We start from the raw sequence: 23,988 nt of genomic DNA on the forward strand, positions 1-23,988 counted from the left end.
GCGAGAGGGGTGAAGGATGGCCACACGTTGAACGGAGATCGCCCAACTCCGCTCACTGGTACCGCACAACTGCGGCAAGGCCGTGTTTCTTTGCCGGAAAGTCGTTCGACCATTCCGGTGGGGGTCATACTCTCTGCGTCAACCCTGACCGCTCGTGCGGTCCTGGGAGGGGGCGCACATCAGGAATTCCGGGACGTACGAGGGCGGGAAGGGCAGCCGCGCATGCAGGGCACGGTCGACGGATTCAGCTACGGCCTGGTCACACCCCTGGTGGCCTACTTCATGGCCTGCCTCGGCGGCGCACTGGGCCTGCGGTGCACCACGAGATCCATGCTCGTCGCCCAGTCCTGGCGCCCCGGCTGGCTCGCCCTCGGCTCCGCCGCCATCGGCTCCGGCATATGGACCATGCACTTCGTCGCCATGATGGGGTTCACGGTCCGCGGCACCCCGATCCACTACGACAAGGCGATGACCTTCGCGAGCCTGGCCGTCGCGATCATCATGGTGGGCATCGGGATCTTCATCGTCGGCTACAAGGGCGCGCGCGGTACGGCCCTGTTCACCGGCGGCACCATCACCGGCCTGGGCATCGCCTCGATGCACTACCTGGGCATGGCCAGCATGAGCCTGGACGGCAAGCTGGAGTACAACACCGTCACCGTGGGCATCTCCGTCGCCATCGCCATGGGCGCCGCCACCGCCGCCCTGTGGGCCGCCGGCCAGGTCAGGGGCTTCCTGTGGAGCGTGGGCGCCAGCCTCGTCATGGGGCTCGCCGTCAGCGGCATGCACTACACGGGCATGGCCGCCCTCAGCGTCCACCTGCACGGCACGGCCGAACCCACCACGGGGGAGTCGCCCGCGACACTGCTCGCGCCCATGCTGATCGGCCCGCTCGCCTTCCTGCTCCTCGCGGGCGTCGTGGTGATGTTCGACCCGCTGATGGTCATGGGGAAGCCGACCGTCGTCCCCACCGAGCACAAGCCCGGCGTCCCCGCCCACACCCACGTCCGCCACTCCGCCCACCGCCTGCGGTTCCGACCCCGCCGCACCATGGAGCACCGCGGGTCCCGCACCCCGCAGAACCGCTGATCAGAGCCCGTTGTCAGTGCGGGGTCGTACGGTGGAACCCATGCGGCCCGTTTCAAAGATCGAACGCACGGTGGCGCCCTTCGAGGTCGTCAGCCCCTACCAGCCGAACGGCGACCAGCCGACGGCCATCGCCGACCTGGCCCGGCGCATCGAGGCGGGCGAGAAGGACGTCGTGCTGCTCGGCGCGACCGGCACCGGCAAGTCCGCCACCACGGCGTGGATGATCGAGAAGCTCCAGCGCCCCACGCTCGTGATGGCGCCGAACAAGACGCTGGCCGCACAGCTGGCGAACGAGTTCCGCGAGCTGCTGCCGAACAACGCAGTCGAATACTTCGTCTCGTACTACGACTACTACCAGCCCGAGGCCTACGTCCCGCAGTCGGACACCTACATCGAGAAGGACTCCTCGATCAACGAGGAGGTCGAGCGTCTGCGCCACTCCGCGACGAACTCGCTGCTCACCCGCCGCGATGTCGTCGTGGTCGCCTCGGTCTCCTGCATCTACGGCCTCGGCACCCCGCAGGAGTACGTGGACCGCATGGTCCCCCTCAAGGTCGGCGAGGAGATCGACCGCGACGAGCTGCTGCGCCGCTTCGTGGACATCCAGTACACGCGCAACGACATGGCCTTCACCCGCGGCACCTTCCGCGTGCGCGGCGACACCATCGAGATCTTCCCGGTCTACGAGGAGCTGGCCGTCCGCATCGAGATGTTCGGCGACGAGATCGAGGCGCTGTCCACCCTGCACCCGCTCACCGGCGAGATCATCAGCGACGACGAGCACCTCTACGTCTTCCCGGCCTCCCACTACGTCGCGGGCCCAGAGCGCCTGGAGCGTGCCGTCAACGACATCGAGAAGGAACTGGCCGAGCGCCTGACGGAGCTGGAGAAGCAGGGCAAGCTGCTGGAGGCCCAGCGCCTGCGCATGCGGACCACGTACGACATCGAGATGCTGCGCCAGATCGGCAGCTGCTCCGGCGTGGAGAACTACTCGATGCACTTCGACGGCCGCTCGCCCGGCTCCCCGCCCAACACCCTGCTGGACTACTTCCCGGACGACTTCCTCCTCGTCATCGACGAGTCCCACGTCACCGTCCCGCAGATCGGCGCCATGTACGAGGGCGACGCCTCCCGCAAGCGCACCCTGGTCGACCACGGCTTCCGGCTGCCCTCCGCCCTGGACAACCGCCCCCTGAAGTGGGAGGAGTTCCAGGAGCGCATCGGCCAGACCGTCTACCTGTCGGCCACGCCGGGCACCTACGAGATGTCCCGCTCGGACGGCTTCGTCGAGCAGATCATCCGCCCCACCGGCCTCGTCGACCCCGAGGTCGTCGTCAAGCCCACCGAGGGCCAGATCGACGACCTGGTGCACGAGATCCGGCAGCGCACCGAGAAGGACGAGCGCGTCCTGGTCACCACGCTCACCAAGAAGATGGCCGAGGACCTCACGGACTACTTCCTGGAGCTGGGCATCCAGGTGCGCTACCTGCACAGCGACGTCGACACCCTGCGCCGCGTCGAACTGCTGCGTGAACTGCGCGCCGGCGAGTACGACGTCCTGGTCGGCATCAACCTCCTGCGCGAGGGCCTCGACCTGCCCGAGGTGTCCCTGGTGGCGATCCTGGACGCCGACAAGGAAGGCTTCCTGCGCTCCGGCACGTCCCTGATCCAGACCATCGGCCGCGCCGCGCGCAACGTCTCCGGCCAGGTCCACATGTACGCCGACAAGATCACCCCGGCGATGGAGAAGGCCATCGACGAGACCAACCGGCGCCGCGAGAAGCAGATCGCGTACAACACCGAGCGTGGCATCGACCCCCAGCCGCTCCGCAAGAAGATCAACGACATCGTCGCCCAGATCGCCCGCGAGGACATCGACACCGAGCAGCTGCTCGGCTCCGGTTACCGCAAGGCCAAGAAGGACGGCGGTGGCACCAAGGCGCCGGTGCCGTCCCTCGGCAAGGCGGCCGGGATCGCCAAGTCCGCCAAGGGCAAGGGCAAGGCCGAGGAGACCGTGCCGACCGACCGTCCCGCGGCAGAACTGGCCGGGCAGATCGAGGAGCTGACCGCGCGGATGCGGGCCGCTGCCGCGGAGCTCCAGTTCGAGATCGCGGCCCGGCTGCGCGACGAGGTCTCCGAGATGAAGAAGGAGCTGCGCCAGATGAAGGAGGCGGGCCTGGCCTGACAGCGTGCCGCGTACGCGCAGTGTTGCAAGACCGACACAAAGCGCGGACCGGGGTACATCGCTGTCAGTGCCCCTGCGTAGGGTTCTGGTCAACCGCGACCACGCGGCAACAGGGGACGTTCGAGAGGGGAATCAGCGCGTGACCGTCAACATGACCAAGGGTCAGGCCATCAGTCTGCAGAAGAACGACGGCGGCAGCCTGACTTCGGTTCGTATGGGTCTCGGCTGGCAGGCGGCTCCCCGGCGCGGCCTGTTCGGCTCGCGCACGCGAGAGATCGACCTCGACGCCTCCGCCGTCCTGTTCGCGGACAAGCAGCCGGTCGACGTCGTCTTCTTCCGTCACCTGGTGAGTGACGACGGTTCGGTTCGCCACACCGGTGACAACCTCGTCGGCGGTGTCGGCCAGGGCGGCGACGACGAGGCGATCCTCGTCGACCTCGCGCGGGTCCCGGTCCACATCGACCAGATCGTCTTCACCGTGAACTCCTTCACGGGCCAGACGTTCCAGGAGGTGCAGAACGCGTTCTGCCGCCTGGTCGACGAGACCAACGGCCAGGAGCTCGCCCGCTACACGCTCGCCGGCGGCGGCCAGTACACGGCCCAGATCATGGCCAAGGTCCACCGCTCCGGCCAGGGCTGGACGATGACGGCCCTGGGCAACCCGGCCAACGGCCGCACCTTCCAGGACCTGATGCCGGCGATCCTGCCGGTGCTCTGAGCGCACCCGGGCCCGGAGTGGCGGGGCCCGGCGAGCAGCACCCGACTCCACACAACGACACAGGGGGACCAAGGCGATGACGGCCGAGCTGGTGCGGGGGCAGAACCACCCGCTCTCCCAGGCCCGTCTCGAGATCCGGATCTCGGCCGGTACGCCGATCGTGGCCGTGGCCGCACTCGGCGACGACAACGGCCGGATCCACGGCGTGGAGTGGGTGGCACACCCGGGCGCACCCACCCAGCCGGGTCTCGAGGTCCCCCGGCAGGCCGCCGCCGACCACCGTCTCGCGGTGGACCTCGACGCCGTGCCGGAGGCCGTCCACCGGGTCAGTGTGCTGCTCGCCCTGCCCGTCGGCGGGACCGGCCCGGCCCGTTTCGGCGCCGTGGCGGCCCCCTTCGTCGCCGTCACCGGTCTCGACGGCGGTGAGGTCGCCAGCTACACCATCACCGGTCTGGAGGCCGAATCGGCCGTCGTCGCCCTGGAGCTCTACCGTCGGCAGGGCGCCTGGAAGGTGCGCGCCGTCGGCCAGGGGTACGCGGGCGGCCTCGCCGAGCTCCTCACCGACCAGGGCCTGCCGCAGGCCCACCAGCTCGCCGGCAGCATCAACGACGCGGTGGCTCAGGGGCTGGCGCGTTCCGTGCAGGCGCCGCCGCCCCGCACGGCGGACGGCGACCGCTCCCGGCAGGCGGCGGCTCCCGCCCTCGGCCCGGACCAGGGCGGCACCGCGCCTCAGCCCGGCCCCGTCTCACCGATGTCCCCGTACGGCGGCCGGACGCCCGGCGGTCCCGGGCAGTCCGGCCCTCAGCAGCCGTCGTACCCCGGCGCCACGCCGGACCCCAACGCCGTCACGCAGCCGTCCGCGCCCACGGCCGGCGGTCCGATCGACTACAGCCACCCGCGCCGCCAGAACGCCGCCCCGCCGCCGCCCCCGCCCACCGCGCCCCCGGCCGCCCCCGGGCAGCCCGCACAGCCCGTCGCGGGCGACGCGACCGGCTGGTCGATGGAGGAGCGGCTCTACAACCAGGTGTGGGGCATGTTCGAGGACCTGGCCCGCACCACCGCCGCCTACCGCAGCGCCGTCGACTTCGCCGAGTCACGTATGGACAAGGAGCTGGAGCAGGTCCTCTCCGACCCGCGCAGCCGGATGGGCGGGCAGGGCGACGCCGCTCGCGAGGCGGCGCGGACCCGGCACGCCGAGCTCGTGGCCCAGGCCCGGGAGGCCCTGGACCGGGATCTGACCCAGCTCGCCGCCGAGGCCGACGTGGTGGAACCGGCCCTGCCACCGGCATACGCCCGCTGGGACAACCCGGTGTGGCACTCCTACCGGGTGCCGATGGAGAACCCCATGGCCCTGCGCCTGGGCGACCTCCATCTCCCCGAGGCCGACCGGATCCGCATCCCGATGCTGGTCCGGCTGCCGCTGGAGCGGGGCCTGTGGATCGACAGCGGAGCGGCCGGATCGTCCGACGGTTCCTTCACCGATTCCCACACCATGAGCCGTCTCGCGATGGAAACGGCGGTCGCGCACGCGGCCCGCCTGCTCGCCGTCTACCCGGCGGGCGAGTTCACCGTCCACGTCATCGACGCGGCCGGTTCGGGGGCACAGTCGCTGGTGCCCCTCGTGCAGACCGGGGTGCTCGCGGCCCCGCCCGCGCTCGGCGCCGCCGGTGTGGCGGACGTGCTGGGCCGGCTCACCCAGCGGGTCGACCTGGTGCAGATGGCGGTCCGGGGCGGCGCCGCCGACTCCCTCCCGCCCGGCTTCGACACCTCCCAGCAGCTCCTGGTCGTCAACGACTTCCCGCACGGTTTCGACGACCGGGCCGTGAACCAGCTGCGCTACCTCGCCGACGAGGGCCCCGCCTTCGGCGTCCACCTGATGATGGTGGCCGACCGGGAGGAGTCCTCCGGGTACGGGCCTTTGCTCGACCCGCTGTGGCGTTCACTGCTGCGACTGACGCCGGTGGCCGACGATCACCTCGCCGACCCGTGGGTCGGTCATGCCTGGACGTACGAGCCGGCGCTCGTGCCGCCCGGCAGCCAGGTCCTCCAGCAGGTGCTCAGCCAGGTGGCCGCCGCCCGCACCAAGTTCATGTAAAGCCCCCTGATCTGGGGTTTTGGTCTTTCTTTTGCCAAGCACTTTACCTGTTCTTGGTGATTGGGTACTGTTGAGGGCACGGAGGGGAGTACTCCCTGTCTGCTGCGGCGTACCCGTCAATACGGATCAGGCCAGATCCCGGGGCGTCGGCCCGTCTTCGGGTGGAAGAGACCTCCGGCAGCGACGACGCTGACATTTGCCGTTACGACTGCCGGAGGCGCAGTGGATGTTTCCGTGACCCTATGGGTCCTGACGATCGTGGGCCTCGCCGCCCTCATCGCGGTCGACTTCTTCATCGGCCGCAAGCCGCACGACGTGTCGATCAAGGAAGCCGGAATCTGGACGGTCGTCTGGATCGTGCTGGCCGCGCTCTTCGGATTCGGCCTGCTCCTGTTCGCGGGTGGCCAGCCCGCCGGTGAGTTCTTCGCCGGATTCATCACCGAGAAGTCGCTCAGCGTCGACAATCTCTTCGTCTTCGTCCTGATCATGGCGAAGTTCGCGGTGCCGTCGCAGTATCAGCAGCGCGTGCTGCTGATCGGTGTTCTCATCGCCCTGGTCCTGCGAGCGATCTTCATCGCGGCCGGTGCGGCGATCCTCGCCAGCTTCTCCTGGGTCTTCTACATCTTCGGTGCCTTCCTCATCTGGACCGCCTGGAAGCTCATCCAGGAGGCCCGTGCCGACGAGGAGGACGAGGACTGGGAGGAGAACAAGCTGCTCAAGGCCGCCGAGCGCCGCTTCGGCGTGGCCGACCGCTACCACGGCACCAAGCTGTGGATCCAGGAGAACGGCAAGCGGGTCATGACCCCGATGCTGGTCGTGATGCTGGCCATCGGCACCACCGATGTGCTCTTCGCCCTCGACTCCATCCCCGCGATCTTCGGCCTGACGCAGGACCCGTACATCGTCTTCACGGCCAACGCGTTCGCCCTGATGGGTCTTCGCCAGCTGTACTTCCTCATCGGTGGCCTGCTGAAGAAGCTGGTCCACCTCTCCTACGGCCTGTCGATCATCCTGGGCTTCATCGGCGTGAAGCTGGTGCTGCACGCCCTGCACGAGTCCGGGGTGCATGTCCCCGAGATCAGCATTCCGGTCTCGCTCGGCGTGATCTGCGCCGTCCTGATCGTCACCACGATCACCAGCCTGCGAGCGTCCAAGAAGCAGGCGGCGGCCGAGGCGGCACAGGGCGGGAGCGGAGGCGCTCCGAAGGACAGCATCGACGCCTGACCGCGTCGGGCGTAGGAACAACCATCATCGGGACCGGTGCTCCGCGAATTGCCGACCACCGGTCCCGGTGCTTGCTTGTTCCTGAGCGCGTTCCCCGGCCCGGGGACGCCGTGGCCGGCTGGAGGTGCCATGAAGTTCGTGCAGATCATCGAGTTCGAGACCGAGCGTCTGGAAGAGATGCTGCAGGTGCTCGAGGAAGCGGGTCGGCGCAATCCCGACCGCACGAACGGCCCGACCCACAGCATGCTGCTGAAGGACCGGGAGAAGCCCAGCCGCTATCTGGCGCTGATCGAGTTCGAATCGTACGAGGAGGCCATGCGCAACAATGAGGACCCCGAGACCAGCGCGATGGCGGAGCGGCTGGACGCGCTCAGCACGGGGGAGCGGGTGTTCACCAACTGCGACCTCCTGGACGCGCGTGACCTCAAGTAGCTCCTCAGGGCCCTCCCGGGGGCCCGGCCCGACCGGAGTGCGGGGCCCCGGCCCGTCTGCGACGATCGCGTCATGATCGCTAGGCTCAGGCGGTTCGCGGCACGGTGGACGACCCTGGTGCCCCTGCTGGCGATCGTGCTGCTGGTCCTGACCTGGGGTCGGAATCTGCCGGTCGTGGTCGTCGCCCTGGTGACCCTGGTCCTCGCGGGAGCCGTCCTGGCCGCTGTGCACCACGCCGAAGTGGTGGCTCACCGGGTCGGTGAACCGTTCGGCTCCCTCGTGCTCGCCGTCGCCGTCACGATCATCGAGGTCGCCCTCATCGTCACCCTCATGGCCGACGGCGGGGACAAGAGCTCGACCCTGGCGCGGGACACGGTCTTCGCGGCGGTGATGATCACCTGCAACGGCATCGTCGGCCTGTGCCTGCTCGTCGCCTCACTGCGGCACGGCACGGCCGTCTTCAACCCGGAGGGCACCGGCGCCGCACTGGCCACCGTCGCCACCCTGGCCACGCTCAGCCTGGTTCTGCCCACGTTCACCACGAGCAAGCCGGGACCGGAGTTCTCCACCGTCCAGCTGACCTTCGCGGCGCTGTCCTCACTCGTCCTGTACGGCCTGTTCGTCACCACGCAGACCGTGCGGCACCGGGACTACTTCCTGCCGATCACCCGGCACGGCGAGGTCATCACCACCGAGGAGCACGCCGAGGCGCCGACCGCCCTCACCGCCCGGATCAGCCTGGCCCTGCTCGGCCTGGCCCTGGTGGGCGTGGTCGGTCTGGCCAAGGGCGTCTCGCCCACCATCGAGTCGGGGGTAGCAGCCGCCGGGCTCCACCATGCCGTCGTCGGCGTGATCATCGCGCTGCTGGTGCTGCTCCCGGAGACCATCGCCGCGCTGCGTTCCGCCCGCCGCGACCGGGTGCAGACCAGCCTGAACCTCGCCCTCGGCTCGGCCATGGCCAGTATCGGCCTGACCATCCCCGCCGTGGCACTCGCGTCCTTGTGGCTCTCCGGCCCGCTCGTCCTCGGCCTCGGAGCCACGCACATGGTGCTGCTCGCCCTGACCGTGGTGGTGGCCTCGCTGACGGTAGTGCCGGGCCGGGCCACGCCGCTCCAGGGCGGAGTCCATCTGGTGCTGTTCGCGGCCTACCTGGAGCTGGCGATCAACCCGTGAGGTGTACCGGCTCAGGCACGCCAGTGCGTCTGCCGGGCACGGCGACGGCACCCACGAGTCACCCGGCGGCGACCTCGCGGCCGTGCCGGGCGACGGCACCACCGAATCACCCGGCGGTGGCCTCCGCGGTTGTCGTGCCCACCCGCACCGGGCGCGTCTCCGGCAGCAACGCGAAGCACCCCAGGCTGAACAGCGCGATCGCCGTCAGATACGCGGCCACGCCCCACGGCACCCGCCCGCCCTGCTCGGCGAGGGCCGTCGCCACGATCGGTGTGAGCGCTCCTCCGAGGACCCCGCCGAGGTTGTAGCCGACGGCGGCGCCGGTGCAGCGCACCCGCGGCTCGTACAGCTCCGGCAGATAGGCGGCGATCACGGCGAACATCGTGATGAACGCGAGCATCGCCCCGAGGAAGCCGAGGAACATCGGCAGCGGCGCCCCGGTGGCGAGGAGCGCGACCATCGGGAACATCCACAGGGCTGCGGCCGCACACCCGGCCAGGCACAGCGGGCGCCTGCCGTAGCGGTCACCGAGCAGCGCCACCAGCGGCGTGAGAGCACCCTTCACGAGCACCGCGCCCATGATGCAGATCAGCATGACGCTGCGGCTCACCCCGAGCCGCTCCGTGCCGTAGGCGAGGGACCAGGTCGTCACGGCGTAGAAGATCGCGTAGCCGATCGCGAGGCCGCCGCCGGTCAGCAGGAGGAGCCGCCAGTGGTTGCGGACGACCTCGGCGAGCGGCACGCGCGCGTGGTCGTCGATCTCGAGGAAGCTCGGGCTCTCGGTGAGAGACGACCGCAGCCACAGCCCCGCGACGGCCAGCACCCCCGCGACCCAGAACGGCACCCGCCATCCCCAGGCGGCGAACTGCGCCTCGGTCAGCGTCGAGGACAGCCCCAGGACCACACCGTTGGCGAGCAGGAACCCCAGCGCGGGCCCGACCTGCGGGAAGCTCGACCACAGCACCCGCCGTCGGGCCGGCGCATGCTCCACGGCCAGCAGCACCGCTCCGCCCCACTCCCCGCCGAGGCCCAGTCCCTGGAGGAAGCGCAGGGCCAGGAGCAGCAGCGGAGCGGCCACGCCGATCGACGCGTACGTCGGCACGCAGCCGACGGCGACCGTGGAGGCCCCGGTCAGCAGCAGGGAGGCGATGAGGACCGGCCGCCGCCCGCGCCGGTCCCCGATGTGCCCGAACAGGATCGATCCGAGCGGCCGGGCGACGAAGCCGACACCGAAGGTGGCGAAGGCGGCCAGCGTCCCGGCCATCGGAGAGAAGGTCGGGAAGAACAACGGCCCAAGGATCAGGGCCGCCGCGGTGCCGTAGACGAAGAAGTCGTAGAACTCGATGGCCGTGCCGGCGAGCGAGGCGGCCGCGAGGCGCGGCATGGAGGGTGCCCTTACGGTGCGTACGTCGTGCATGCCGCGTCAACTACCCACCGTGACCACCGGTTACGGGGGCGCGTGGAGGGCCCGGGGGGCCCTCAGTACGTGACCGTGATGCGCCGGGCGGGTCCGTCCACGCGCACGGTGCCGCCGTACGGGATCACCAGTTGTAGATCGGTGTGCCCGAAGTCCACGTCGAGATGGGACGCGATCGGGCGTGCTCAGCGGAGGGAGAGCCGCATACGCGTCGGCCAGGCGATCGGCGTGCTCAGCGGGGCGAGACCGGTACGGGCGCCGTGATAAACCGGCTGTGAGCAGCGGTCCGCCACGGGCCGCGCGACCCTCGACGGACCGGAGGAACCGTGCCCCGCACCCTGGCCCACGCCCCGATCATGATCCTCAACGGCCCCAATCTGAATCTGCTCGGCCAGCGCCAGCCGGAGATCTACGGCTCCGACACCCTCGCCGACGTCGAGGCCCTGTGCGCCAAGGCGGCGGCCGCGCACGGCGGTACCGTCGACTTCCGCCAGTCCAACCACGAGGGCGAACTGGTCGACTGGATTCACGAGGCGCGGCTGAACCACTGCGGGATCGTCATCAACCCGGGTGCCTACTCGCACACCTCGGTCGCCATCCTGGACGCCCTCAACACCTGCGACGGCCTGCCGGTGCTGGAGGTCCACATCTCCAACATCCACCAGCGCGAGTCGTTCCGGCACCACTCCTACGTCTCGCTGCGCGCCGACGGGGTCATCGCGGGCTGCGGCGTGCAGGGGTACGTGTTCGGCGTGGAGCGCGTCGCGGCGCTGGCCGGGGCGGGCAAGGCGGACGCGTGAGCCGTCCCGGGCAAGCCGCCGCCCACCAGGGCGGACGCGTGAGCCGTAGCCGGTGGGCCGCAGCCGACCAGGGCGGATGCGTGAGCCGTAGCCGGTGGGCCGCAGCCGACCAGGGCGGATGCGTGAGCCGTAGCCGGTAAGACCCGCCGATCATTGGCGGGCGACCCTTACCACCCGGTTCCTACAGTCGCCCGGCCTCCACGATCCGCCGCAGGAAGCGCCGTGTGCGCTCCTGTCGCGGATCCCCGAAGACCTGCTCGGGGGTGCCGCGCTCCAGCACCACGCCGCCCTCCAGGAAGCACACCTGGTCGGCGACCTCCCGGGCGAAGCCCATCTCGTGCGTGGCCAGCACCATGGTCATGCCCTCCTCCTTCAGCCCTCGGACCACGGTGAGGACCTCGCCCACCAGCTCGGGGTCGAGGGCGGCGGTGATCTCGTCGAGCAGCAGCAAGCGAGGACGTACGGCCAGGGCGCGGACGATCGCGACGCGCTGCTGCTGGCCGCCGCTCAGCCGGTCCGGGTACGCGCCGGCCTTCCCACCGAGCCCCAGCCGCTCCAGCAGCTCACGCGCGCGTGCCTCGGCCTCGGCCCGGGGCACACCGTGCACGCGGCGCGGGGCGAGCGTGATGTTGTCCAGGACCGTCATGTGCGGGAACAGGTTGTACGCCTGGAAGACCACGCCGATCCGGCGGCGCACGGCGTCCTGGTCGGCGCGTGGGTCGGTGATCTCCTCGTCGTCGAGCCATATCGCCCCGTCGTCGATCTCCTCCAGCAGGTTCGCGCACCGCAGCAGCGTGGACTTGCCGGAGCCGGAGGCGCCGATCAGCGCGGTGACCGTGTGCGGGGCGACCTCCAGGTCGACGTCCCGCAGGACGACCGAGCCGCCGAAGGTCTTGCGGACGGACTCCATGCGCAGCACGGGCGTCTCGCTCATGCGGTTCCTCCCTGGGCCTGCCGGCGGTCCATCCGGGCCGTCACCCAGTCCGTGAAGCGGGTCATGGGGATGGTCAGCGCCACGAAGACCAGCCCGGCGACGATGTACGGCGTGTAGTTGAGGCTGCGGCCCACGATGATGTCGGCGGCCCGTACGGCGTCCACCGCACCGCCGATCGAGACGAGCCCGGTGTCCTTCTGCAGCGACACCAGGTCGTTCAGCAGCGGCGGCACCTGGCGGCGCACCGCCTGGGGCAGTACCACGTACCGCAGTGCCTGGCGGTTGCTCAGCCCCAGCGAGCGGGCCGCGGCGCGCTGCGAGGGGTGCACGGACTCGATGCCGGCGCGGAACACCTCGGCGACGTACGCCGAGTACGTCAGGGTGAGCGCGGTGCCGCCGAGCAGCACCGGATCGACGGTCACTCCCTGGAGCCGCAGCGCGGGGACGCCGAGGACCACGATCATCAGGTTGATGATGAGCGGCAGCCCCCGGAAGAAGTCCGTGTACGCGGCGGCCAGGAAGCGCAGCGGGAAGAACACCGGCCCGCGCAGCGTGCGGGCCACGGCGATCAGCATGCCGAGGACGAGCACCGCGACCCCGCAGATCAGCAGCAGCCGGACGTTCAGCCACAGCCCTTCGAGGACCTTCGGGAACGCCTCGCGCGCGTACCCGGGGTCGAAGAAGGTCTCCTTGGTGCGCGGCCAGCCCGGTGCGCCCACGACGATCAGGTAGAGGAGGACCGCGGTGACGAGGGTCGACAGCGCGCCGATCGCCGTCGCGCGCCGGGCGCGAGCGCGCTTGTGGCGCTCCCGGTCCAGGCGCCGCTGTGAGGGGACGTAGCCGTCCGCCGCATCGTGCTCGTCGGAGGCCGGCTCCTCCTTGTGCACCGTCACTTGAGCACCGGCGCGTCGACGGCGTCCGACAGCCACTGCTGCTCGATCTTCGCGAGCGTGCCGTCCTCGCGCAGGCCGTCCACGGCCCGGGAGACGCAGGAGGTGAGCGCGCTGCCCTTGTCGAGCACGAGACCGAACTGCTCCGGGGTGCCGCCCTGGTTCTCGAACTGGCCGACGATCGTCGCGTCGGTGATCTCGGCGCCGGTGATGTAGAAGGCGGTCGGTAGGTCGACGACGATGGCGTCGACCTGGCCGTTCCTCAGGGCGGATTTGGCCTGGTCGTTCTTGGCGTAGACGGCGGCGGCCTGCTCGGGCTCCACCACGTCGTCGATGTAGTCGAGGCTGGTGGTGCCGACCTGCGCGCCCAGCTTCACACCCCGCAGGTCCGCGATGCTCTTCGCCTTCGCGGCCTTGGAGCCCTTCAGTGCGACGACGGCCTGGCGTACGTCGTAGTAGCCGGAGGAGAAGTCCACGGCCTTCTTGCGCTCCTGGCTGATGGACACCTGGTTGATGTCGAAGTCGAAGGTCTTCTCGCCGGGCGCGAAGGCCTTGTTGAAGGGGACGGTCTGCCAGGCGACCTTGTCCTTGCCGTACCCGAGCCGTTCGGCGACGGCGTAGGCGACCGCCGACTCGTAGCCCTTGCCGTTGGCCGGCTTGTCGTCCTTGAACCAGGGCTCATAGGCGGGCTCGTCGGTGGCGATCGTCAGCTTGCCCGAGGTCCGGGTGGCCAACTCGCCCTTCTCGCACGCGCTCTTGGCCGGCGACGACGGCTTGCCCGCTTCCTCCGGCTGCGGAGCGCAGCCCACGGCGGCGGCGGTGAGGAGGACGACGGCGACGGCTGCGCGGCGCAGGGCACGCGGGACGGGTTGCATGGCGGGAGATTGGCAGCCGGGGGTCTTGTTTGTCGAGGTCACACCAACACCTGTCCGGATAGTGGGAACGGGTGTTGCGGTGGTGTGAACGGGCCGCCATCGCTGTCGCGTAGGCATGCGCCGGGGCCGCCGGCCGAGGGCGGGGATCGACAGGCCGGCGGCCCATCCGCCCAGGAGCCGTCATCCTGCGCGGGGCTGAGACCAGTTGACTGCGCAACTACGTACGAGGGGAGCGCACGTACGACACCGGCGCGTGCGAACGATTCACACGGGGCGCGTGCGCGGCGCACCACGCAACGCGAAGGCGTCCGACTGAGTCCGGCTCGGTACGCCTAGACGCCCAACTCACTGCGAACGCCGACTCGGAATGCCGAGGGCGCCCCACTCACCGCCAAGGCGCCCCGCGCGGCCACTCACCACCCGCGCGCGTGCCACTCCGGCAGGTGCGGGCGCTCCGCGCCCAAGGACGTGTCGTTGCCGTGTCCCGGGTAGACCCACGTCTCGTCCGGGAGGGCGTCGAAGATCTTGGTCTCGACGTCGTGGATGAGGGTGGCGAACGCCTTGGGATCCTTGTGGGTGTTGCCCACACCGCCGGGGAACAGGCAGTCCCCGGTGAACACATGCGGATGCCCGTGCGGATCGTCGTAGACGAGGGCGATCGAGCCGGGCGTGTGCCCGACCAGGTGGCGCGCGGTCAGTTCCACGCGCCCCACCCGGATGGTGTCGCCGTCGTCGACGGGCACGTCGGTCCGCACGGGGATGCCCTCGGCGTCCTCCCGGCCCGCGTAGGTGCGGGCGCCGGTGGCCGCAACGACCTCGGCGAGCGCCTGCCAGTGGTCACCGTGCCGGTGGGTGGTCACGACGGACGCGATGCCGTCGCCACCGATCATGCCGAGCAGCGTGTCCGCCTCGTCGGCGGCGTCGATCAGCAACTGCTCGTCGGTTGCCCGGCAGCGCAGCAGATAGGCGTTGTTGTTCATCGGACCCACCGCGATCTTGGTGATCATCAGGTCCTTGAGCTCGTGCACATCGGCCGGTCCGCCGACCGTCACCTCTCCGCTGTACGTCATGTCCGCCAGCCTATAGCGGCGGCAGCGCCGGAAGCGGGCCGCCGGCCGAGGCCAGCGCGGATCCGTCGCGGCGGCCCGCTAGCCAGCCCAGCAGGTCGGCCGGGGGACCCGTGACGGTCACCTCGGGCCCCTGCCCGCCCGGCTCCCGTCCGGTGCTCCACGCGCGTGTGCCGTCCGTGACGCGGGTGGCCGGTACCTCGGGATGCCCGGCGAACCGGTCGGCCAGGAAGTCGATCTCCCGCTCGGTGAAGTCCGCCGGAAGATCCTCCAGCTCGTATCCGATGCCCAGGTCCACGTGGTGCAGCTCCACCTCCACCCACCGCCGGAACGGCACCCGGGACGCGGAGTCCGTGACTCCGTTGCGCAGCTCCACCGTGCGCGACCAGTCCGCCGGAGCGTCCCCCGCCTCCTGGAAGCGGGCGGCGCTCTCGCGCAGGTCGGCGAGCTGGACGTCGAGGGCGCGCGGCGCGTCCCGCTCGATGTCGGCGTCCCGGGCCTCGCCGGACACGTACATGGGACGCCCTTCGAGCACGTTCACAAGGGCGTCCGCGTTCCGGGCGAGGTGGGCCAGGACATGGCCGCGGCTCCAGCCGGGCAGCCGTGACGGCTCCGTCACAGAGGCGTTGTCCAGTTTGCCGACTGCGGTCAGCAGCCGCTCCGTCGCGTCACGTACAGACGCCAGGTCATGAGCGTGATCAATCATGGTGCTGACCCTAGCTGCGCCACTCCTTCGGGTGAAGGTGGTGAAGCAGTGCCGTAAATCGAAAGCACGTGCTATATGGTCGGACGTGGCGTCGGGCATGCTGGAGAGCCGGGGTTTGTTGGCAACCCGTGAATCCGACCGGCGTTGTCAGTGGCTCCCCCTAGTCTGAGAAAGACGGGGGCCCCGCCCCTGTCACTTCTCTCAAGAAAGGTGCGGACCGGCGTGGCCGACCGTCTCATCGTTCGTGGAGCGCGCGAGCACAACCTCAAGAACGTCTCGCTCGACCTCCCGCGCGACTCGCTCATCGTCTTCACGGGCCTGTCGGGGTCGGGCAAGTCCTCGCTGGCCTTCGACACCATCTTCGCGGAGGGGCAGCGGCGCTACGTGGAGTCCCTCTCCTCGTACGCCCGGCAGTTCCTCGGCCAGATGGACAAGCCGGACGTCGACTTCATCGAGGGTCTGTCCCCGGCGGTCTCCATCGACCAGAAGTCGACCTCGCGCAACCCGCGCTCAACGGTCGGCACCATCACCGAGGTCTACGACTACCTGCGCCTGCTCTTCGCGCGCATCGGCAAGCCGCACTGCCCCGAGTGCTCCCGGCCGATCTCGCGCCAGTCGCCCCAGGCCATCGTCGACCGGGTCCTGGAGCTCCCGGAGGGCAGCCGCTTCCAGGTGCTCTCGCCGTTGGTGCGTGAGCGCAAGGGCGAGTTCGTCGACCTCTTCGCCGACCTCCAGACCAAGGGCTACTCCCGCGCGCGGGTGGACGGCGAGACGATCCAGCTGTCGAACCCGCCCACGCTCAAGAAGCAGGAGAAGCACACCATCGAGGTGGTCGTCGACCGCCTGACGGTCAAGGACGGCGCCAAGCGCCGCCTCACCGACTCCGTGGAGACCGCCCTCGGCCTGTCCGGCGGCATGGTCGTGCTGGACTTCGTCGACCTCCCCGAGGACGACCCCGAGCGCGAGCGCATGTTCTCGGAGCATCTGTACTGCCCGTACGACGACCTGTCCTTCGAGGAGCTGGAGCCTCGCTCCTTCTCCTTCAACTCGCCCTTCGGCGCCTGCCCCGACTGCACCGGCATCGGCACGCGCATGGAGGTCGACCCGGAGCTGATCGTCCCCGACCCGGACAAGAGCCTCGACGAGGGTGCCATCCACCCCTGGTCGCACGGCCACACCAAGGACTACTTCGGCCGCCTGATCGGCGCCCTCGCCGACGCGCTGGGCTTCCGCACGGACATCCCCTTCGCGGGCCTGCCGCAGCGCGCCAAGAAGGCCCTCCTCCACGGCCACAAGACCCAGGTCGAGGTCCGCTACCGCAACCGCTACGGCCGCGAGCGCCGCTACACCACGGCCTTCGAGGGCGCCGTCCCCTTCGTCAAGCGCCGGCACAGCGAGGCCGAGAGCGACTCCAGCCGCGAGCGCTTCGAGGGCTACATGCGCGAGGTGCCCTGCCCGACGTGTGAGGGCACGCGCCTGAAGCCGATCGTCCTCGCGGTCACGATCATGGACAAGTCCATCGCCGAGGTCTCCGCGATGTCGATCAGCGACTGCGCGGACTTCCTGGGCGAGCTGAAGCTCACCGCCCGTGACAAGAAGATCGCCGAGCGCGTGCTGAAGGAGGTCAACGAGCGGCTGCGGTTCCTGGTCGACGTCGGCCTGGACTACCTCTCGCTGAATCGCGCGGCCGGCACCCTCTCCGGCGGCGAGGCCCAGCGCATCCGCCTGGCCACCCAGATCGGCTCCGGCCTCGTCGGCGTCCTGTACGTCCTCGACGAGCCGTCCATCGGCCTGCACCAGCGCGACAACCACCGGCTGATCGAGACCCTGGTCCGGCTGCGCGACATGGGCAACACCCTCATCGTCGTCGAGCACGACGAGGACACCATCAAAACCGCCGACTGGATCGTCGACATCGGCCCCGGCGCCGGTGAGCACGGCGGCAAGGTCGTGCACAGCGGCTCCCTGAAGGAGCTGCTCACCAACAGCGAGTCGCAGACCGGTCAGTACCTGTCGGGCAAGAAGGCCATCCCGCTGCCCGACATCCGCCGCCCCCTGGACCCGTCCCGGCAGCTCACGGTGCACGGCGCCCGGGAGAACAACCTCCAGGACATCGACGTCTCGTTCCCCCTGGGCGTGTTCACGGCCGTCACCGGCGTCTCCGGCTCCGGCAAGTCGACGCTGGTCAACGACATCCTCTACACGCACCTGGCCCGCGAGCTGAACGGCGCGCGGAGCGTACCCGGGCGGCACACGCGCGTGGACGGCGACGACCTCGTCGACAAGGTCGTGCACGTGGACCAGTCGCCCATCGGCCGCACCCCCCGCTCCAACCCGGCCACGTACACCGGCGTCTTCGACCACATCCGCAAGCTGTTCGCCGAGACCACCGAGGCGAAGGTCCGCGGCTACCTGCCCGGCCGCTTCTCCTTCAACGTCAAGGGCGGCCGCTGCGAGAACTGCGCGGGCGACGGCACCATCAAGATCGAGATGAACTTCCTGCCGGACGTCTACGTCCCGTGCGAGGTCTGCCACGGCGCCCGGTACAACCGGGAGACCCTGGAGGTCCACTACAAGGGCAAGTCCATCGCCGAGGTGCTGAACATGCCGATCGAGGAGGCCACCTCCTTCTTCGAGGCGGTCCCGGCGATCGCCCGGCACCTCAACACGCTGAAGGACGTCGGCCTCGGCTACGTCCGCCTCGGCCAGGCCGCGACCACCCTGTCCGGCGGTGAGGCGCAGCGCGTCAAGCTCGCCAGCGAGCTGCAGAAGCGCTCCACCGGCCGCACGGTCTACGTCCTCGACGAGCCGACCACCGGTCTGCACTTCGAGGACATCAGCAAGCTGCTGACGGTCCTGTCCGGACTGGTCGACAAGGGCAACACGGTCATCGTCATCGAGCACAACCTCGACGTGATCAAGACCGCCGACTGGATCGTCGACATGGGCCCCGAGGGCGGCGCCGGTGGCGGTCTGGTGGTCGCCGAGGGCACGCCCGAGCAGGTGGCCGGGGTCCCGGCCAGCCACACCGGCAAGTTCCTGCGGGAGGTCCTCGGCGCCGACCGCGTCAGCGACGCGTCCTCGGTGAAGGCGCCGCGCAAGACGACGGCCCGCAAGACGGTCGCGGCCAAGACCGCTTCGGCACGCAAGACCGCAACCAAGACGGTCACCGGCACGGCCGCCGCCAAGAAGACGGCGGCCAAGACCACCAAGGCGGCCGCGAAGAAGACCACCCGGTCCAGCAAGGACTGAGGTCTTCGCCGAACCCGCCGAAGCCGCCGAACCCCCGGAACGCGCCGGGCCCCACAGGCAACGTCCTGTGGGGCCCGGCGCGTTCGCTGTGCGGTCAGGCGTTCTCCTTCGGCTCCACGAACTGCATGTCGAGCTGGATCTTGACCACGTCGCCGAGCAGGCCGGGGGCGAAGTCCAGCCCGAAGTCCCCGCGCCGGATCTCGCCCGTCGCCTCGAACCCGGCGTGCCGGCTGCCGTCCATGGGCACCTCGACCAGCCCGCCGAACTCCACGGCCAGCGTCACCGGACGGGTCACGTCACCGATCGTCAGCTCACCCTCCATGGTCCAGTCCTCACCCTCGCCCGAGACCCGCGTCGAGCGGTACGTCATCGTCGGGCGCTTCGCCACGTCCAGCAGGTCGGAGGCGCGGACGTGCGCGTCCCGGTCGGCGTTGCCGGTATCGATCGAGGCCAGGTCGACGGTCGCGGAGATCCGCACGTCCTCGACCCGCTCCCCGACGAACAGTTCGGCCTCCAGCCGCTCGAAGCGGCCCCGCACCTTGGCGATGCCCAGGTGCCGGATCGTGAAGTTCACGGAGGAGTGGAACGGATCGAGGGCCCACTGGCCGGCGGCCAGCGGCAGGGCGGTGAGAGCGGTGTCATTCGTCATGCCCTCCACCTTGCGGGCCGAGTCGGCCGCGAGGGAGACCGGCCGGAGCCTGGTAGTGACGGGGCCACCCTCCGCGCCCGCGCGACCTGTACGTTCGGCGGGTGAGCGACAACGAGTTGGGCACGTTCCTGCGCACCTGGCGCGAAGCCGTCACCCCGGCCGAGGCGGGCCTGCCCGCAGGCCCCCGACGTCGCACCCCGGGCCTGCGGCGTGCCGAGCTGGCCACGCTCGCGGGCGTCAGCGTCGAGTACCTCACCCGGCTGGAACAGGGCCGCGACCGCAACCCGTCGGCCCAGGTGCTGGGCGCCCTGGCCGACGCGCTGAACCTCTCCCTGACCGACCGGATGCTGCTGCGCCGCCTGACCAAGGAGGCGGACGGCGGTGACCCGCTGGTCTGTGCGGCGGCCCCGCCGCTCAGCCGCGCGGCGCGCCCCACCGTACGGGCCGTGCTGGACCGCCTGGAGCCGACTCCGGCGCTGGTGGTCAACTGGATCGGCGACGTCCTCGCCCACACGACCGGGTACGAGCGCCTGGCCGGCCCCCTCGGCCTGCTCGACGACGAGCGGCCCAACCTCCTGCGGTATCTGTTCACCGACGGGCGGGCACGCAGCGCCTACCGCGACTGGGATCGCGTGGCCGACGACCTCGTCGCCCGGCTCCGGCACGGCGTCCCCCTGCGGGACCCCTACCTCACCGAGCTGGCCGACGAGCTGGCGGTGACGGCCGGTGCGGACTTCACCGACCGGTTCGCCGACCTGGCCGCGACACCGCGGCGGACGGGATCCCAGCACATCGAGCACCCTGAGGCCGGTTCCCTGCGGCTGCTGAACGAGACGCTCGCGCTTCCCGACGAGGGGCAGCACCTCGTCATCCACCTGCCCGCGGACGACGCCACGGCCACCGCCCTGGACCGCCTCAACGGCCGCCGTCCCGGAGCTCTGCGAGCGGTGGCGGTGGGGGAGACCGGCTGAAGCGCCCGGCGGGACACCCGGGGCGTCCCGCCGGTGTCAGCCCTCCAGCTCGTGCGCGTACGGCGGTTCCGCCCCGGCCCGTGAGCAGGTGATCGCCGCCGCGCGGGCCGCGAAGCCCAGCAGTTCCGTCCAGCCTTCGGGGCCCAGTTCGGCCAGGCCCCGGGCACTGAGGGCGTCGCGCACCGAGAGCCCGTGCAGCAGGGCCGCGTTGACCGTGTCGCCCGCGCCGATCGTGTCCACGACCTCGATGCGTTCGCCCGGCACCGAGTGCTCCCCGTCGGCGGTGAAGGCGGTCAGCCCGTCGCCGCCCCGGGTGATCACGACCGCTGCCGGGCCGGACGCCAGCCATTCGTGGGGCGTACCCCCGAGCCACTCCGCGTCCTCCACGGACAGCTTGAGCAGCGACACCGAAGGCAGCCAGCTCTTGAACCGCGCCCGGTAGGCGTCCGCGTCCGGGATCAGCCCGGCCCTGATGTTGGGGTCCAGCGCGGTGAACACGCCCTGCGCCGCCGCCCGGCGCATCATCTCCTCGTACGCGCTCGCGCCCGGCTCCAGAACCAGCGAGCAGGTGCCGAAGGACACCGCCCGGGTGCCTGGCGGCAGCGTGGACGGCGCCTCGAAGAGCCGGTCCGCCGTCCCGTCGACGTAGAAGGAGTACGCCGCCGAGCCGTCCGCGCCGACCGTGGCGACGGCGAGGGTCGTCGGCTCGGTGCCCCGCTGCACCGAGGACACGTCGACTCCGGTCGCGCTCAGCCGGTCCAGCAGCGCCTGTCCGAAGGCGTCGGACGACACCCGGGAGCAGAAGGCGGCGGGGGAGCCGAGGCGGCCCAGCGCCACAGCCGTGTTGTACGGGCCGCCGCCGAGTGCGGGCCGCAGCGCCGCCAGGGCACCCGTGCCCTGCGGTACCAGGTCGATCAGTGCTTCACCGGCGACGACGATCACGAAGGGGTTCCTTCCTCGGACGGGCTGGGGCAGCCGCACGATGTGCGGTGGACGAAGGCGCAGGGCAGACGCACCGTCCGGACGGGCCGGTCCGGCTCGGCGAGACGCTCCAGGAGCACGCGGACGGCCCGGGCGCCGATGTCCATGCCGGGCTGGGCGATCGCGGTGAGCCGGGGCGAGAACAGATCCGCCCAGGCGAAGTCGTCGAAGCAGCACAGGGCGATGTCGTCCGGGACGGACAGGCCGTGCGCGCTCAGGGCACGCAGCACCCCGATGGTCATGGCGTTGTTGCCGGTGACCAGCGCGGTGGGCGGCACACCCAGCGACAGCAGGGCCGCGGTCGCCTGTTCGGCGCCCGCGGACTCCGAGTCGCCGTGCACCAGGAGCCGCTCGTCGTACGCCAGCCCCGCGAACGCCAGGCCGCTGCGGTAACCGGTGATCCGCTCGCTCGTGGTGCTGAGCCCCGGCCGCCCCGCCACCAGCCCGATCCGCCGGTGGCCGAGCTCGGCCAGATGGGTGACCAGCCGGGACGTCGGTTCCGCGTTGTCGGCGCACACCTGGTCGAAGAGCGGACCGCCGTCCTCGCCGGGCGCGTCCACCAGCCGGTCCAGGAACACCGCCGGTACGTCGTGCCGCCCGAGGTAGTCGAGCAGCCCGCGCGGATCGGCGGAGGGCGCGACGATCATGCCGTCGACCCGGCGCTCGTGCAGCAGCCGGACGACCTTGCGCTCGTGCTCCGGGTCGTCGTGCGGATCGGCGATCAGCAGGCTGTACCCGGCCTCCAGCGCTGCGGCCTCGACGCCTTGGAGGATCTCCGTGAAGTACGGGTTGCTGATCGCCGACACCGCCAGCCCGATGGATCGGGTGCGGGCCGTCACCAGAGAACGGGCCAGCGTGTTGGTGGTGTAGCCGAGCTCCTCCACGGCGTCCAGCACCGCCTGGCGGGTGTGCGGCAGCACGGGCCGGGTGCCGTTCAGGACATGCGAGACCGTGGCCACGGAGACACCGGCACTCCGCGCGACGTCGGCCATGGTCGCCATGAACGTTCCCTCCTCCGCCTCCGGCGGGAACGTATCGCATTCGGCAGCGGACGTAAACGTTTGCGCAATCGCTTACGTCAGCCTGACCCCGGCTGCCCGGCAGCCGCCGACCCCGGCCGCCGCGGCAGATCCCGCGGCCGGCGCTGCTAGTCCCAGTCCCAGCCGATCCCCAGGAATCCCGCCCGCACCCGAGGCTCGACCAGGTGCACCGACCGGTGCCGGCCGCTCAGCGTCAGGTCCTGGCATCCGCTGCGCGGCGCCGCCGCCGAGTGCTGGGCGAAGCGGTGGCACCGCACGGGCACGGCCGCCGCGTCGAAGCGCACCTGGAGGGCGTACTGGCCGCCGGGGCAGTCGAAGCCGCGCACGTACTCGCGTGACAGACCCGCCGTGCCGTCCTCGACGCCGTAGCGGAACAGGAAGGTGTCGCCGGCCCGCAGCCGGGTGTCGAAGAGCAGCTCGGCCGCGAGAACTCCGGTGTCACGGTGCCAACGGACCCGACCGGTACGGCAGTTCTCCAGGGCGTGCACCCGCATGCGCTCCGGTGCGGCCCCCCGGTCGCCGTGGTGGACGGCCACGAAACGGTCGATGCCGTCCCGGTGGGCGCGCACGATGTGGTGCGCCTCGCGCTCGGCCAGCTCGCCCCGCGCCCCGATCCGGAGCCGCTCGTGGTGGCCGAGGGAGTGCAGGCCCCCGTCCGGTGGGCAGTCCAGCTCCGCCAGCAACTGGTCCAGGACGCCGGACGCCTCGACCAGGGAGCGGTAGGAGCGGGCGACGGACCGCGACCCCGACGGGTTCTCCCCGGATCCGGCGAGCAGCCGGATCAGCGACTCCTCGGGAAGCTCCAGGATCTCCTCCAGCGCGCGCACGGCCCGCAGCGACTCGGGTCGCTGCGGACGCCGGGCCCCCTGCTGCCAGTAACTCAGGCTCGTGACGCCGACCTTCACACCGTGTCGTGACAGATGGTGCTGCACCCGCTGCAGGGGCAGGCCGCGTGCGGCGATCGCGGCCCGCAGGGCGACGTGGAAGGGGCCGCCCCGCAGGGCCGAGTCCAGTTCCGCGGTGGCGACGTCCGCGTGCTGTGGGGCGTGCGGCATGCAGGGGCCTCTTCTCTGAGTCGGCAACGGCTGGTCAGACCGCTCGCGCGGGGCCCTCCCACCGGCGCGGGGCAGGTCTTCACATCCGTACGCCGTCGTTCAGGGCCCGAGTTCCCCCGCATTGAAGCGTGTTGACCCTGTCCCGACAACACCTGATGCCGGACAGTGACCCACGTCCGCCGGCCGGCTCGGTCCGGACACGCGAACGCCCGGGGCGTGCGCCCCGGGCGTTCGCGGTGGACGTGTGCTGCTAGGCGTGGTCGCCTTCGCCCTGCTTCCTGAGAGCCAGGCGCTTGGCCCGCACGATGTCGGGATCGCGCGGGTCCAGGGTGTCGGGCAGCGCGAACGGCTCGTCCGCGTACCGGCGGGCACGGACCGTCCGCCGGGTTTTCTCGATCCGCATCCGCTTCATCTGCGCAGCCCTCCGACCCGTGG

The 23,988-nt window shown here is 70.8% G+C and carries 21 protein-coding genes; 10 read left to right on the forward strand and 11 right to left on the reverse strand.

Annotation, left to right across the window (positions count from 1 at the left end):
* Positions 1-222 precede the first annotated feature (222 nt).
* The 7 genes from ACFY5B_RS16680 to ACFY5B_RS16710 all read left to right on the forward strand — a co-directional run bounded on the left by ACFY5B_RS16680 (position 223) and on the right by ACFY5B_RS16710 (position 8,916).
* Positions 223-1,089 (forward strand): MHYT domain-containing protein, encoded by an 867-nt coding sequence (locus ACFY5B_RS16680; RefSeq protein ID WP_389969556.1) that lies wholly within the window; start codon positions 223-225, stop codon positions 1,087-1,089.
* Between the two features lie 40 nt (positions 1,090-1,129).
* A complete protein-coding gene (uvrB, locus tag ACFY5B_RS16685; RefSeq protein WP_389969559.1) occupies positions 1,130-3,274 on the forward strand; it encodes an excinuclease ABC subunit UvrB in 2,145 nt (714 codons plus the stop codon).
* A gap of 139 nt (positions 3,275-3,413) precedes the next feature.
* Positions 3,414-3,992 (forward strand): TerD family protein, encoded by a 579-nt coding sequence (locus tag ACFY5B_RS16690; RefSeq protein WP_389969561.1) that lies wholly within the window; start codon positions 3,414-3,416, stop codon positions 3,990-3,992.
* Positions 3,993-4,068: 76 nt separating this feature from the next.
* Positions 4,069-6,087: a TerD family protein gene (locus tag ACFY5B_RS16695; RefSeq protein WP_389969563.1), complete on the forward strand. Its 2,019-nt coding sequence runs from the start codon at positions 4,069-4,071 to the stop codon at positions 6,085-6,087.
* A gap of 222 nt (positions 6,088-6,309) precedes the next feature.
* Complete coding sequence (locus ACFY5B_RS16700) at positions 6,310-7,311, forward strand: TerC family protein (RefSeq protein ID WP_389969565.1); 1,002 nt, start codon at positions 6,310-6,312, stop codon at positions 7,309-7,311.
* A 129-nt stretch (positions 7,312-7,440) separates the two neighbouring features.
* Positions 7,441-7,743 (forward strand): hypothetical protein, encoded by a 303-nt coding sequence (locus ACFY5B_RS16705; protein ID WP_389969567.1) that lies wholly within the window; start codon positions 7,441-7,443, stop codon positions 7,741-7,743.
* Positions 7,744-7,815: 72 nt separating this feature from the next.
* The gene (locus ACFY5B_RS16710; RefSeq protein ID WP_389969569.1) at positions 7,816-8,916 is read left to right on the forward strand and encodes a calcium:proton antiporter; all 1,101 of its coding nucleotides are present in this window, start codon (positions 7,816-7,818) and stop codon (positions 8,914-8,916) included.
* Between the two features lie 106 nt (positions 8,917-9,022).
* On the opposite strand, the gene ACFY5B_RS16715 is transcribed toward ACFY5B_RS16710, so the two are convergent.
* A complete protein-coding gene (locus ACFY5B_RS16715) occupies positions 9,023-10,300 on the reverse strand; it encodes an MFS transporter (protein WP_389969571.1) in 1,278 nt (425 codons plus the stop codon).
* 359 nt (positions 10,301-10,659) lie between these two features.
* Here ACFY5B_RS16715 and aroQ point away from each other — a divergent pair, with 359 nt between their 5' ends.
* Positions 10,660-11,133 (forward strand): type II 3-dehydroquinate dehydratase, encoded by a 474-nt coding sequence (aroQ, locus tag ACFY5B_RS16720; protein ID WP_142164611.1) that lies wholly within the window; start codon positions 10,660-10,662, stop codon positions 11,131-11,133.
* A 181-nt stretch (positions 11,134-11,314) separates the two neighbouring features.
* Here aroQ and ACFY5B_RS16725 read toward each other — a convergent pair whose 3' ends face one another.
* The 5 genes from ACFY5B_RS16725 to ACFY5B_RS16745 all read right to left on the reverse strand — a co-directional run bounded on the left by ACFY5B_RS16725 (position 11,315) and on the right by ACFY5B_RS16745 (position 15,605).
* On the reverse strand, positions 11,315-12,067 hold the full coding sequence (locus ACFY5B_RS16725) for an amino acid ABC transporter ATP-binding protein (protein WP_389969573.1): 753 nt from the start codon (positions 12,065-12,067) through the stop codon (positions 11,315-11,317).
* Complete coding sequence (locus ACFY5B_RS16730) at positions 12,064-12,960, reverse strand: amino acid ABC transporter permease (protein ID WP_389969575.1); 897 nt, start codon at positions 12,958-12,960, stop codon at positions 12,064-12,066. The genes ACFY5B_RS16725 and ACFY5B_RS16730 overlap by 4 nt, the downstream gene beginning before the upstream one ends.
* Positions 12,957-13,832, reverse strand: a complete 876-nt coding sequence (locus tag ACFY5B_RS16735; RefSeq protein ID WP_389969577.1) for an ABC transporter substrate-binding protein — start codon at positions 13,830-13,832, stop codon at positions 12,957-12,959. The genes ACFY5B_RS16730 and ACFY5B_RS16735 overlap by 4 nt, the downstream gene beginning before the upstream one ends.
* Before the next feature lie 413 nt (positions 13,833-14,245).
* Positions 14,246-14,902, reverse strand: a complete 657-nt coding sequence (locus ACFY5B_RS16740) for an MBL fold metallo-hydrolase (RefSeq protein ID WP_389969579.1) — start codon at positions 14,900-14,902, stop codon at positions 14,246-14,248.
* 10 nt (positions 14,903-14,912) lie between these two features.
* Positions 14,913-15,605, reverse strand: coding sequence for a maleylpyruvate isomerase family mycothiol-dependent enzyme (locus ACFY5B_RS16745; RefSeq protein ID WP_389969581.1), 693 nt, complete (start codon positions 15,603-15,605; stop codon positions 14,913-14,915).
* 222 nt (positions 15,606-15,827) lie between these two features.
* On the opposite strand from ACFY5B_RS16745, the gene uvrA reads away from it, so the two are divergent.
* Entirely contained in the window at positions 15,828-18,857 is a 3,030-nt protein-coding gene (gene uvrA / locus ACFY5B_RS16750) for an excinuclease ABC subunit UvrA (protein ID WP_389969583.1), read from the forward strand.
* A gap of 94 nt (positions 18,858-18,951) precedes the next feature.
* On the opposite strand, the gene ACFY5B_RS16755 is transcribed toward uvrA, so the two are convergent.
* On the reverse strand, positions 18,952-19,506 hold the full coding sequence (locus ACFY5B_RS16755) for a YceI family protein (protein ID WP_389969585.1): 555 nt from the start codon (positions 19,504-19,506) through the stop codon (positions 18,952-18,954).
* A 101-nt stretch (positions 19,507-19,607) separates the two neighbouring features.
* Between ACFY5B_RS16755 and ACFY5B_RS16760 the strand changes: the two genes are divergently transcribed.
* Positions 19,608-20,477, forward strand: coding sequence for a helix-turn-helix domain-containing protein (locus ACFY5B_RS16760; RefSeq protein WP_389969587.1), 870 nt, complete (start codon positions 19,608-19,610; stop codon positions 20,475-20,477).
* 36 nt (positions 20,478-20,513) lie between these two features.
* On the opposite strand, the gene ACFY5B_RS16765 is transcribed toward ACFY5B_RS16760, so the two are convergent.
* From ACFY5B_RS16765 to ACFY5B_RS16780, 4 genes are all read right to left on the reverse strand, one after another.
* A complete protein-coding gene (locus tag ACFY5B_RS16765; protein WP_389969588.1) occupies positions 20,514-21,419 on the reverse strand; it encodes a carbohydrate kinase in 906 nt (301 codons plus the stop codon).
* Positions 21,416-22,459: a LacI family DNA-binding transcriptional regulator gene (locus ACFY5B_RS16770; protein ID WP_389969590.1), complete on the reverse strand. Its 1,044-nt coding sequence runs from the start codon at positions 22,457-22,459 to the stop codon at positions 21,416-21,418. The genes ACFY5B_RS16765 and ACFY5B_RS16770 overlap by 4 nt, the downstream gene beginning before the upstream one ends.
* 146 nt (positions 22,460-22,605) lie before the next feature.
* Positions 22,606-23,553 carry a hypothetical protein gene (locus ACFY5B_RS16775; protein WP_389969592.1) on the reverse strand — a complete coding sequence of 316 codons (948 nt, stop codon included), beginning with the start codon at positions 23,551-23,553 and terminating at the stop codon, positions 22,606-22,608.
* Positions 23,554-23,803: 250 nt separating this feature from the next.
* A complete protein-coding gene (locus tag ACFY5B_RS16780) occupies positions 23,804-23,956 on the reverse strand; it encodes a hypothetical protein (RefSeq protein WP_389969594.1) in 153 nt (50 codons plus the stop codon).
* Between the last annotated feature and the right edge of the window lie 32 nt (positions 23,957-23,988).

The sequence above is a fragment of the Streptomyces sp. NPDC013187 genome (genome assembly GCF_042899705.1).
Classification (GTDB): Bacteria; Actinomycetota; Actinomycetes; order Streptomycetales; family Streptomycetaceae; genus Streptomyces; species Streptomyces hawaiiensis_A.

Bases quoted from the DNA above. Each gene is read 5' to 3' on its own strand.
- ACFY5B_RS16705 (WP_389969567.1), top strand. From the start codon at position 7,441: ATGAAGTTCGTGCAGATCATCGAGTTCGAGACCGAGCGTCTGGAAGAG.
- ACFY5B_RS16740 (WP_389969579.1), bottom strand. From the start codon at position 14,902: ATGACGTACAGCGGAGAGGTGACGGTCGGCGGACCGGCCGATGTGCAC.
- ACFY5B_RS16745 (WP_389969581.1), bottom strand. From the start codon at position 15,605: ATGATTGATCACGCTCATGACCTGGCGTCTGTACGTGACGCGACGGAG.
- ACFY5B_RS16780 (WP_389969594.1), bottom strand. From the start codon at position 23,956: ATGCGGATCGAGAAAACCCGGCGGACGGTCCGTGCCCGCCGGTACGCG.
- ACFY5B_RS16710 (WP_389969569.1), top strand. From the start codon at position 7,816: ATGATCGCTAGGCTCAGGCGGTTCGCGGCACGGTGGACGACCCTGGTG.
- ACFY5B_RS16775 (WP_389969592.1), bottom strand. From the start codon at position 23,553: ATGCCGCACGCCCCACAGCACGCGGACGTCGCCACCGCGGAACTGGAC.
- ACFY5B_RS16755 (WP_389969585.1), bottom strand. From the start codon at position 19,506: ATGACGAATGACACCGCTCTCACCGCCCTGCCGCTGGCCGCCGGCCAG.
- uvrB (WP_389969559.1), top strand. From the start codon at position 1,130: ATGCGGCCCGTTTCAAAGATCGAACGCACGGTGGCGCCCTTCGAGGTC.
- ACFY5B_RS16725 (WP_389969573.1), bottom strand. From the start codon at position 12,067: ATGAGCGAGACGCCCGTGCTGCGCATGGAGTCCGTCCGCAAGACCTTC.
- ACFY5B_RS16680 (WP_389969556.1), top strand. From the start codon at position 223: ATGCAGGGCACGGTCGACGGATTCAGCTACGGCCTGGTCACACCCCTG.
- ACFY5B_RS16770 (WP_389969590.1), bottom strand. From the start codon at position 22,459: ATGGCGACCATGGCCGACGTCGCGCGGAGTGCCGGTGTCTCCGTGGCC.
- ACFY5B_RS16715 (WP_389969571.1), bottom strand. From the start codon at position 10,300: ATGCCGCGCCTCGCGGCCGCCTCGCTCGCCGGCACGGCCATCGAGTTC.
- ACFY5B_RS16735 (WP_389969577.1), bottom strand. From the start codon at position 13,832: ATGCAACCCGTCCCGCGTGCCCTGCGCCGCGCAGCCGTCGCCGTCGTC.
- ACFY5B_RS16695 (WP_389969563.1), top strand. From the start codon at position 4,069: ATGACGGCCGAGCTGGTGCGGGGGCAGAACCACCCGCTCTCCCAGGCC.